The sequence below is a fragment of the Pseudomonas sp. LAIL14HWK12:I7 genome, assembly GCF_000483465.1.
In the GTDB taxonomy this organism is placed as follows: Bacteria; Pseudomonadota; Gammaproteobacteria; order Pseudomonadales; family Pseudomonadaceae; genus Aquipseudomonas; species Aquipseudomonas kermanshahensis.
Map to the genome: position 1 here is coordinate 156043 of NZ_AXYZ01000015.1, position 10675 is coordinate 166717.

Genomic DNA, 10675 nt, shown 5'->3' on the forward strand with positions numbered 1-10675 from the left:
GCCATTATGCCTCATTGTGCAGCGCGTTGTGGTCGCGAAACTGCTCCAGCGCCTCCGGGTTGGCCAGGGCGTCGGTGTTTTTCACCGGCAGGCCATGAACCACATCACGTACCGCCAGCTCCACCAACTTGCCGCTGATGGTGCGCGGTATGTCGTTGACCTGGGCAATCACCGCAGGCACATGGCGCGGCGTGGTGTACTGGCGTATCACCTGGCGAATGCGTTGGCGCAAGGCGTCATCCAGCTGCAGGCCGTCGCGCAGGCGCACGAACAGCACCACCCGTACATCGCCTTGCCAGTCCTGGCCGATGGCGACGCTTTCCAGCACCTCTTCGACCTTCTCCACCTGGCGGTAGATCTCTGCCGTGCCAATGCGAACCCCGCCAGGGTTGAGCACGGCATCGGAGCGGCCGTGGATGATCAGGCCACCGCTGGCGCGCTGCTCGGCATAGTCGCCCTGCGCCCAGACCCCCGGAAACTGGCTGAAGTAGGCCGCGTGGTAGCGGCTGCCATCGGGGTCGTGCCAAAAGCCCAGCGGCATGGACGGAAACGGCTGCAGGCACACCAGTTCACCTTTTTCGTCATACACGCTCTGGCCTTGCGCGTTCCAGACCTCCACCGCCATGCCCAGCCCCTTGCACTGGATTTCGCCGCGATGCACCGGCAGCGTCGGGTTGCCCAGCACGAAGCAGGCGACGATGTCGGTGCCACCGGACATGGAGGCCAGGCATACATCGGCCTTGATCTTGCGGTAAACGTAATCGTAACTGTGCGGCGACAGTGGCGAGCCGGTCGACAGCAGCAGGCGCAAGCTGGTCAGGCGGTGCGTGGCGGCAGGCTCAAGGCCTTCCTGTTCGAGTGCAGCCAGGTACTTGGCGCTGGTGCCGAAGGCATGGATGCCCTCGGCATCGATCAAGTCCAGCAGCCGCGCTGGCCCGGGGTGGAAGGGCGAGCCGTCATACAGCACCAGTGTGGCACCTACAGCCAGGCCGCTGGCCAGCCAGTTCCACATCATCCAGCCGCAGGTGGTGTAGTAGAACAGCACATCATCGGCCTTGAGGTCATTGTGCAGGCCGTGTTCCTTGAGGTGCTGCAGCAGCACCCCACCGGCGCGGTGGACGATGCACTTGGGTACGCCGGTGGTGCCGCTGGAGTAGAGGATGCACAGCGGATGATCGAACGGCAGCGGGGTGAATCGAGGCATGCCCCCGGGCTGGAAAAAGCCCTCCCACAGGTCGACACGGGACGCGTGGAATTCGTCGGCGCGGGTCCCGCTGCGGGTATGGGGTACCACGATCAGTTGCTCAAGGCCTGGTAATTGGGCGCAGACCTGGTTGACCTTGTCGACCTGTTCGATGACCTTGCCGGCATAGTGGTAACCGGCGCAGACGATCAGCAATTTGGGGCTGATCTGGCCGAATCGGTCGATGATGCCGTGCACGCCGAACTCGGGTGAAGCGCTGGACCAGATTGCGCCGAGGCTGGCGCAGGCCAGCATGGCTACCAGGGTTTCCCAGGTGTTGGGCATGATGGCAGCGATGCGGTCGCCCGGTTTCACACCGCAGGCCTCGAACGCCCGTTGCAGCCCCGCGACCTCGGCGGCCAACTGCGCATGGCTCAGCACTCGGCGCTGGCCGTCTTCGCGTACGGCGATCAATGCCGGGCGGTCGTCGCGCCGGCGCAGCAGGTGTTCGGCGTAGTTCAGGGTGGCGCCGCTGAACCACTGGGCATCGGGCATTTGCGGGCCTTCGCGCAGCACGTGGCTCGGTGGTTGGTGCCAGTTAACGTGAAAGTACTCGGCAAGGCTTTGCCAGAAGGCTGAGCGCTGCTCGATGCTCCAGCGGTGCAGTGCCTGGTAGTCGTTTAATTCGAGGTTGTAGCGCAGGTTGACCCAGCGGCGAAACGCAACCATCCGGCTGGCCTCGATCTGCGCTGTGGAGGGGCTCCAGAGTACGTCGTTCATGGCGAACCTCCAGTGGTTGCGGGAGGGGGTAGGAGCAGCCTTGCGCTGCGAAGAGGCCAGTGAAAACACAGTAAATCTTCGCTGCTATTACTGGCCTCTTCGCGGCGCAAGGCTGCTCCTACCTGTCAGCGTGATGCGAGCTTCTTATTCCACTTTAGCCTTCTGCACGTCTTGCGAGGCCGACCACACGCGGTAGCGCACTTCGACGTCCTTGGGCACATACACCACCACTGGCAACTTGCTGTTGTAGCGCAGCATGAAGCCTTCGCCGACCACCGGCACGAACGCATCGGTCTTCTTGCCATCCGGGCAGGCCATCAGGGTGCTCGCAGGGCCGCCGACCTTGTCCAGGCGGTAGTAGCTGTAGCCCCAGCCTTCGAGCGTGCGTTCTTCGAGGCTGCCCGCCAGGCGTTGGCGGTTGCAGTCGACCTTGAGCGTCTTGCCCGCGAGAATTTCCAGTTTATAGGCCGACTCGTCGGCCTGGGCCGGCAGGTGGATGACCTGCCGGGTGAAGCCTTTTTCCGCCTCGGGATAGGGCGCGACATCCTTCAAGCTGGCAGCCATCGCCGGGGCGGCGGCAGCCAGGGTCAAGGTCAGGATCGCAGACAGTGGGAGTGGGCGCATGTAGGCCTCCTTGCAGTTGAAAAGGGTGCAAGACCATTGCCAGGTCGTGGCCGGCCCTCACTGGGCCAGCCAGCCACCGTCGACATTCCAGGCGGCACCACGGACCTGGCTTGCGGCCTCGCTGCACAGAAATAGTACCAGCTCGCCCAGGTGCTCGGGGGTGACGAAGGCCAACGAAGGCTGCTTCTCGGCCAACAGGTCGTGTTGTGCCTGCTGCGGGTCTACACCCTTGGCGGCGCGGTCGTCGATCTGCTTTTGCACCAGCGGGGTCAGCACCCAGCCAGGGCAGATCGCGTTGCAAGTGACATTGCTGGCGGCCGTTTCCAGGCCCACGACCTTGGTCAGGCCCACCACGCCATGCTTGGCTGCCACGTAGGCGGCCTTGCCGGTCGAGCCGACCAGCCCGTGCACCGAAGCGATGTTGATGATCCGCCCCCAGTTGCGTGCGCGCATGCCGGGCAGGGCCAGGCGGCTGCCATGGAACACCGCCGACAGGTTGAGGGCGATGATCTTGTCCCAGCTCTCCACGGGAAACTGTTCGACCGGCGCCACGTGCTGGATACCGGCGTTGTTGATCAGAATGTCGACACCGCCGAATTCATGCTCGGCCACAGCGAACAGGGCCTCTATTTGCGCTATATCCGACAGGTCGGCGGGGTGGTGGACGGCCTTCACGCCATGGCTGGTAATGCTGGCGATGGCCGGCGCCGGGTCGCCAAAACCGTTGAGCAGGATGTTGGCCCCAGCGCGGGCCAGCACCTGGGCGATGCCAAGGCCGATACCGCTGGTGGAACCGGTGACGAGTGCAGTCTTGCCTTTGAGGGTCATGCGAATGCTCCCAGTGCAGGTTGTGGGTCTTTTTGTAGGAGCAGCCTTGTGCTGCGAAGAGGCCGGTGAAAGCAGCTAATATTTACAGGGTTTTCACTGGCCTCTTCGCAGCGCAAGGCTGCTCCTACAGGGGTCGTGCATTAACCATGTGGATCGAACGCTTCGCGCAGCGCATCGCCGATGAACACCAGCAGCGACAGAATCACCGCCAACGCGAAAAACGCAGTAAAGCCAAGCCAGGGCGCTTCCAGGTGCTGCTTACCCTGGGTCACCAGCTCGCCCAGCGAGGCGCTGCCGGCCGGCATGCCGAAGCCCAGGAAGTCCAGCGCAGTCAGGGTGGTAATGGCCCCGGTCAACATGAACGGCACATAGGTCAGCGTGGCATTCATGGCGTTGGGCAGAATGTGCCGCAACATCACCTGGCTGTCTGGCAGGCCCAGCGCCCGCGCGGCTTTGACGTATTCCAGGTTGCGCCCGCGCAAAAACTCGGCGCGCACCACATCGACCAGGGTCAGCCACGAAAACAGCGCCATGATCCCCAGCAACCACCAGAAATCAGGCTCGACGAAGCCGCTAAGGATGATCAACAGGTACAGCACCGGCAACCCCGACCAGACCTCCAGCAAGCGCTGCCCCAGCAGGTCGACCCAGCCGCCGTGGTAGCCCTGCAAGGCTCCGGCCGTCACGCCGATCAGCACGCTGACCAGGGTCAAGGCAAAGGCGAACAGCAGCGACACTCGGGTACCGTACAGCACCCGGGCCAGCACATCGCGCCCCTGGTCGTCGGTGCCCAGCCAATTGCTGGTACTGGGTGGGCTGGGGGTGGGCACTTGCAGGTCGTAGTTAGGGGTGTCGGCACTGAAGGGGATGGGGGCGAACAGCATCCAGCCGCCCTGGGCCTCGATCAATTGGCGCACGTAGGCACTGCGGTAATCTGGCTGGAACGGCAATTGGCCGCCGAACTGCTGTTCGGTGTAACGCTTGAGCGCCGGGGTGTACAGCTCGCCCTTGTAACCCAGCAGCAAGGGCTTGTCGTTGGCCACCAGCTCTGCGCCCAGGCTCAGCAGCAATAGCGCTGCGAACAGCCACAGCGATACCCAGCCGAGGCGGTTGCGGCGAAAGCGTTGCAGGCGGCGCGACACGGGCGAGAGCATCAGTTGGCCCTCGTGTCGAAGTCGATGCGCGGGTCGAGCAGGGTGTAGCACACATCGCCGATCAGACGGATCAACAAACCCGCCAGGGTAAAGATGAACAGCGTGCCGAAGACCACCGGGTAGTCACGCGACACGGCGGCTTCGTAACTCATCCGGCCAAGGCCATCGAGGGAGAAGATTACTTCGATGAGCAGCGAACCTGCAAAAAACACCGTGATCAGTGCCTGGGGCAGCCCGGCCACCACCAGCAGCATGGCATTGCGCAACACGTGGCCGTACAGCACGCGCCGCTCGCTCAGCCCCTTGGCCCGGGCGGTGACCACGTACTGGCGGGAGATCTCGTCAAGGAATGCATTCTTGGTCAGCAGGGTCAGGGTGGCGAAGCCGCCGATCACCAGTGCGCCGACCGGCAGCACCAGGTGCCAGAAATAGTCGGCGACCTTGCCCAGCAGGCTGAGCTGGTCGAAGTTTTCCGACACCAGGCCGCGCACCGGGAACCAGTTCAGCGACGTGCCGCCGGCGAACAGCACGATCAGCAACAGGGCGAACAGGAACGAGGGCAGGGCGTAGCCGATCACGATCAGTGCGCTGCTCCAGGCATCGAAGCGGCTGCCATGGCGCACCGCCTTGCGGATGCCCAAGGGGATAGAAACCAGATAGGTGATGAGCGTGGCCCAGAAGCCGAGCGACAGGGTGACCGGGAGCTTGTCGAGGATCAGGTCTGTGACCTTGGCCCCACGAAAGAAGCTCTGGCCGAAGTCGAGGCGGGCGTACTGGCTGAGCATCAGCCAGAGCCGTTCGGGGGCTGATTTATCGAAACCGTATTGGTGTTTGATCGCCTCGATCAGCTTGGGGTCCAGGCCGCGGGTGGCCCGTGACTCGCCATGCGCCACCTCGGCCCGGGCGCCTGGTGCGCCGCCGCCGATACCCTGCAGCCGCGCCACCGCTTGCTCCACCGGGCCACCAGGCGCCGCCTGGACGATCGCGAAATTGACCAGCAGGATCGCCAGCAGCGTCGGAATGATCAGCAACAGGCGCCGCAGAATATAGGCCGTCATGGTGAGGCCTTCAGGCGTTCGGCCATCTGCGCGTTGGTCAGCGGGGTAGGGCTGACTTCCCACCAGGTGTCGAGGCCTTCGTCATAGGTGGCCTGAACCTTGGGCAAGCCAAAGCGGTTCCACCAGGCCGTGGAGCTGCCGGGCGGGTAGTAGTTGGGGATCCAGTAGTAGTTCCACTGCAGCACGCGGTCCAGGGCATGGGCATGGCGCAGCATGTCGGCTTGCGTGCTGGCGCGTACCAGGCCGTCGATCAGGCTGTCCACTGCAGGGTCCTGCAGCACCATCAGGTTGTTCGAGCCGGGGTCGTGGGCCGCTGCCGAACCGAAGTAGTTGTACAGCTCCGCCCCTGGCGACAGCGTGACCGGGTAGCCGGTCACGATCATGTCGTAGTCACGCGCCATCAGGCGGTTGACGTATTGGGCCGAGTCGACATTGCGGATGTTCAGGGTGACGCCGATCTGCGCCAGGTTGCGCTTCCATGGCAGCAGCAGGCGTTCCAGGCCGGCCTGGCCGTTGAGGAAGGTGAATTCCAGTGGCTCGCCTTGGGCGTTCACCAGGCGGTCACCCTCGGGGTGCCAGCCGGCTTGCTGCAACAAGGCTAACGCTTGCAGCTGTTGCGTGCGGACGATGCCCGTGCCATCGGTGACCGGGGCCGTGAACACGCGGTCGAAGACCTCATCCGGCACCTGGCCGCGCAACGGCTCCAGCAGTTCGAGTTCGCTGGCGTCGGGCAATGCGCGGGCGGCCAGTGGGGTGTTGGAAAACACGCTCTGCTGGCGGATGTAGAGGTTGCGCATCATCTGCCGGTTGCTCCACTCGTAGTCCCAGAGCATGCCCAGCGCCTGGCGCACGCGGCGGTCGCGAAACGGCGGCTTGTCCAGGTTGAACACATAACCTTGGGCAACCTGCGGTTTGGCCGGGCCCAGGTGCGCGCGCTGCAGGCGGCCGTCGTCCAGCTGCGCGCCGTTGTAGCCGAGGGTGTAGGCCGTGGCGGAAAACTCGCGGTTGTAATCGTAGCCACCCCCTTTTAGCACCTGCCGCGCCACTTCGGTGTCGCCGAAGTATTCGATGCGCAGCGTGTCGAAATTGTAGCGGCCACGGCTGACAGGGAGGTCTTTGGCCCACCAGGTTGGGTCACGTTCAAAGCTGATGCTGCGGCCATTGTCGATCTGGCCGATGCGGTACGGGCCGCTGCCGACCGGTTTGTCGAAGCCGGCGCCGTTGGCGAAATCGCGTTGTTGCCAGTCATGCTCGGGCAGCACCGGCAGGCTGGCCAAGTCCAAGGGCAGGGTGCGGCCATGGGGTTGCCTGAAGTCGAAGCGCACGCGATGCGGGCCTTCGACGGTTACCCCAGCGACCTCGGCGAACTGGGTGCGGTATTTGAGGCTGCCTTTGCTCATCAGCAGCTCGAAGGTAAAGCGCACGTCTTCGGCGCGCACCGGTTTGCCGTCGGCGAAGGTGGCGCGAGGGTCGATCTCGAAGCGCAGCCAGGCATCGTCCGGGCCACGTTCCATGCGCCGGGCAATCAGGCCGTAGACGGTGTAGGGTTCATCGAATGAGCGCACGGCCAATGGCGCGTACAGCCAACCATCGACTTCGTTGACGCCGGTGCCTTTGTCGATGTACGGCAGAATATGGTCGAACTGGCCAATCTCCATGGCCGAGCGGCGCAATATGCCGCCCTTGGGGGCGTTGGGGTTGGTGTAGTCGAAATGGTGGAAGCTTTGGTTGTAGCGGGGGGCTTCGCCGTAGACAGTCAACGCATGGGTGGGTGCAGCGTGGGTGTTGGCGGAAAAGCACAGAAACAGAACGAGCCAGCCCAGGCGAAACAAGCCCTTGTAGGAGCAGCCTTGTGCTGCGAAGGCGTCAGCACGGTCAACGAAATTGCCCGGCCGGGCCACTTCACAGCGCAAGGCTGTTCCTACAGAGGTTGAGTCGTTCCAGAGGAACAACCTGGTATCAGTCCTGACGGCTGGTCACTTCCAGCAGGTGATAACCGAACTGGGTTTTCACCGGGCCCTGGACAACGTTCAGCGGCGCGCTGAAGACCACGGTATCGAACTCACGCACCATCTGGCCCGGGCCGAACGAGCCCAGGTCGCCGCCTTGGCGGCTGGATGGGCAGGTGGAATTGGCTTTGGCGACTTCGGCGAAATCGGCACCAGCTTCGATCTGGGCTTTCAGTTCGTTGCATTTGTCTTCGCTGCTGACCAGGATGTGGCGGGCGGTGGCACGTGCCATGGGTACTGCTCCTTAGGGTAAAAACGCAAGCCTAGCGCACTTGTTCGGGAAATGTCTCGCAAGGCTTGCTAGCGGCTTCCTACAGTTTATGTGCCGCCTCGCGCAACAGGGTTTCAGTTGACGCCCAACCCAGGCAGCCATCGGTGATCGACACGCCGTACTTCAGTGCGCCTTTGCCCAGGGACTGGCAGCCATCGAACAGGTGCCCTTCGATCATCACGCCGACAATCGAACGGTCACCGGCCACGCGCTGTGCCAGCACGTCCTCGAATACCGCGGGCTGCTGCGCTGGGTCCTTGCCGCTGTTGGCATGGCTGCAATCGACCATGATCCGCGCCTGCAACCCCACCTTGGCCAACCCCTGCCGGGCCTGGGCGATGCTCGTGGCATCGTAGTTCGGGCCTTTATGGCCGCCGCGCAACACCAGGTGGGTGTCGGGGTTGCCCAGGGTCTCGATGATGGCCGGGTAGCCCTGCGCATCCATGCCGAAATGGCGGTGTGGGTGCGCGGCGCTGCGCATGGCGTCGCAGGCGATGCCGATCCCGCCGTCGGTGCCATTCTTGAAGCCCACAGGCAGTTCCAGGCCACTGACCATTTCACGGTGCACCTGCGACTCGGTGGTGCGTGCGCCGATCGCGGCCCAGCCCAGCAGGTCGTCGAAGTAGCCCGCGGCCATCGGCTGCAGCAGCTCGGTGGCAATGGGCAGGCCGCGCTCGATCATGTTCAGCATCAGGCCGCGCGACAGGGCGATACCGGCGTGCATGTCATCGCTGCCATCGAGGTGCGGGTCGTAGGCAAGGCCTTTCCAGCCCACCGTGGTGCGGGGTTTTTCGACGTAGGCGCGCATCACCAGCAGCAGCTTGTCATCCACTTCGCGGCTCAGCGCGGCCAGGCGGTCTGCGTATTCCAGGGCCGAGCGAGGGTCGTGAATCGAGCAGGGGCCTACCACTACCAAAAGGCGTTCGTCGCGGCCTTCGAGAATGGCGCGGATGGCCTGGCGGTGGGCATGGACTTGCTGGGTGAGCTCAGCGGACAGCGGCATTTGCTGCTTGAGCAGGTGGGGGCTGGGCAGGCGCTGGCTGACGGTCGTATTGGCAGCTTGCGGTTGGTTCAGGGGCAGGGCGAGGTTCGAGGCTTGCATGGCGTTTTTCCCTGGGCGGACGGCGGGTTCTGGCCCGCGTCGTCGGCCCTATCGAGGTGTTCGACAGATCGTTGTAGGTGTGTTGGCTGCAGCGTTGCCACCCTTGAAGGACCGAACGGAGGCGGCAGGCTGGCCCGAACGGGATTGGCTAAATCGCCAGGCATAGGTGTTTGCGCAGTAATAAGTGGCGTAGTTCATGAATCTGTCCTCAAGGTAAATCGGTAATGTTCAAAGGCCTGAAAAGCAAAACCCCCGGTCGGGGAGCCGACCGGGGGTTTGAGTATTCTCATGTTCGGCGGCCCCTCGAAAGTGGGCGCCGTGTGGGTATCAGCGGCGCCTAGTGGCTAAACCAATACCCAAAATAAAAGCTGGCAGGGACCTTGCAACCGGCAACGGCCAGCACAGGGCGCAGGGTGCGACCGGTGTGGTTGGCGTGATTGCAGGTGCGTTTCGGCATGTTGCTCTCCAGTGAATGAGCCCGAGCTTACTCCAGATCAGGCGCGGCGTTCAATGGGTAAATGCTGTGACGTTGATCATTGTCGGTAATGGCGGGCAATGGTTCATTCAATGGCCGTAGCGCCCCACCAGGGTTTGCGCGCCCAAGGCATGGTCTTGCAGCAACTGCAGCAGCCCGTTGCGGTCCAGGTCTGCTGGCAGGATGCCGGGTTCGAGGTCGGTTGCAATCAACGTCAGCGCGTAGTGGTGCGGGTTGTCCCCGGCGGGCGGGCAGGGGCCTCGGTAGCTAGCGGTACCGCGGGAGTTGCGCCCCACCGTCACGGCAGGGCTGGTCAGCCCGGCCACGCCTTCTTTCAAGCCATCCAGGCCCGGGTCGATGTTGTAGGCGACCCAGTGCACCACTCCCAGGCCTTTGCCGCCATCGGGGTCGAACATCACCAGCGCCAGCGAGCGCGTACCGGCGGGCAGGTTGTCCCAGCTCAGTTGTGGGGTGCGTTCTTCGCCTGCGCCGCAGGCCGGGTCTGGCCCGACCTGTTGCAGAGCGATCACGCCACCGTCGGTGAAGGAGGAAGAACTGATCGACAGTGCGCCAGAGCCCGGCCCGGCGGCCAGTACGCTGAAAGGCAGCAGGGCAGCGAGCAGCCAGGGTTTGGCGTTCATGGCAACTCCTTGGCAGGGCAATGGAGCGCAGTGTAGTCCAGCCGAGCCTCAACGGCTGTCCTGGTCCTCAGCGGTGCCGCCATCGTAGCCGGCACCGGAACCTGTGGCTTCGCCGGTGCTGTTGGAGCCGCCACTGGCGCCGTCAGCGGCATCGGTGCCGGTGTTGCTGCTGTCGTTGTCCTGGCCGCTGCCGGGGCTGTTGACGCTGCTTCCGTCACCTGCGGTCTTGCCGCCAGACTGGTCGGTTTGTGGGCGGCTGTCGGTATTGGTGGGTTCGGTGGCAGCGAAGCTGGTGCCGGTGATGGCGCCCAGGGCCAAGGCCAGGCACAGCGAAAGGGGGCGAATGCGGATCATGATGAATCTCCTGTGCGGATGATCTGTCATTCGTTTGGCTGGAGCAGGGCGGCGCGGTGCCCTCTGGGCGACGGGTGGTCACCAGAGGCCAGGAGCACGCCTTTTCTGTGTAGGAGCAGCCTTGTGCTGCGAAGAGGCCGGTGACCACACAACAGATCTTCGCTGCTATCACTGGCCTCTTCGCAGCACAAGGCTG

At 63.9% G+C, this 10675-nt stretch carries 10 protein-coding genes; all 10 read right to left on the reverse strand.

Annotation, left to right across the window (positions count from 1 at the left end; translation table 11 throughout):
• Nucleotides 1-4 precede the first annotated feature (4 nt).
• The 10 genes from D886_RS0115860 to D886_RS0115910 all read right to left on the reverse strand — a co-directional run bounded on the left by D886_RS0115860 (nt 5) and on the right by D886_RS0115910 (nt 10479).
• Entirely contained in the window at nt 5-1963 is a 1959-nt protein-coding gene (locus D886_RS0115860) for an acetoacetate--CoA ligase (protein ID WP_027594861.1), read from the reverse strand.
• Nucleotides 1964-2107: 144 nt separating this feature from the next.
• The gene (eco, locus tag D886_RS0115865; RefSeq protein ID WP_027594862.1) at nt 2108-2587 is read right to left on the reverse strand and encodes a serine protease inhibitor ecotin; all 480 of its coding nucleotides are present in this window, start codon (nt 2585-2587) and stop codon (nt 2108-2110) included.
• Between the two features lie 57 nt (nt 2588-2644).
• The gene (hbdH, locus tag D886_RS0115870; protein WP_027594863.1) at nt 2645-3415 is read right to left on the reverse strand and encodes a 3-hydroxybutyrate dehydrogenase; all 771 of its coding nucleotides are present in this window, start codon (nt 3413-3415) and stop codon (nt 2645-2647) included.
• A gap of 140 nt (nt 3416-3555) precedes the next feature.
• Nucleotides 3556-4569, reverse strand: a complete 1014-nt coding sequence (locus tag D886_RS0115875) for an ABC transporter permease (protein ID WP_027594864.1) — start codon at nt 4567-4569, stop codon at nt 3556-3558.
• A complete protein-coding gene (locus tag D886_RS0115880) occupies nt 4569-5627 on the reverse strand; it encodes a microcin C ABC transporter permease YejB (protein ID WP_027594865.1) in 1059 nt (352 codons plus the stop codon). Before D886_RS0115880 ends, D886_RS0115875 begins: the two co-directional genes overlap by 1 nt.
• The gene (locus D886_RS0115885) at nt 5624-7459 is read right to left on the reverse strand and encodes an extracellular solute-binding protein (RefSeq protein WP_256215125.1); all 1836 of its coding nucleotides are present in this window, start codon (nt 7457-7459) and stop codon (nt 5624-5626) included. The genes D886_RS0115880 and D886_RS0115885 overlap by 4 nt, the downstream gene beginning before the upstream one ends.
• Nucleotides 7460-7586: 127 nt before the next feature.
• A complete protein-coding gene (locus tag D886_RS0115890) occupies nt 7587-7868 on the reverse strand; it encodes a peptidylprolyl isomerase (protein WP_027594867.1) in 282 nt (93 codons plus the stop codon).
• A 79-nt stretch (nt 7869-7947) separates the two neighbouring features.
• Entirely contained in the window at nt 7948-9009 is a 1062-nt protein-coding gene (locus D886_RS0115895; protein WP_027594868.1) for a 3-deoxy-7-phosphoheptulonate synthase, read from the reverse strand.
• A 564-nt stretch (nt 9010-9573) separates the two neighbouring features.
• Nucleotides 9574-10125 carry a YbhB/YbcL family Raf kinase inhibitor-like protein gene (locus D886_RS0115905; RefSeq protein ID WP_027594869.1) on the reverse strand — a complete coding sequence of 184 codons (552 nt, stop codon included), beginning with the start codon at nt 10123-10125 and terminating at the stop codon, nt 9574-9576.
• A gap of 48 nt (nt 10126-10173) precedes the next feature.
• On the reverse strand, nt 10174-10479 hold the full coding sequence (locus D886_RS0115910) for a hypothetical protein (protein ID WP_027594870.1): 306 nt from the start codon (nt 10477-10479) through the stop codon (nt 10174-10176).
• Between the last annotated feature and the right edge of the window lie 196 nt (nt 10480-10675).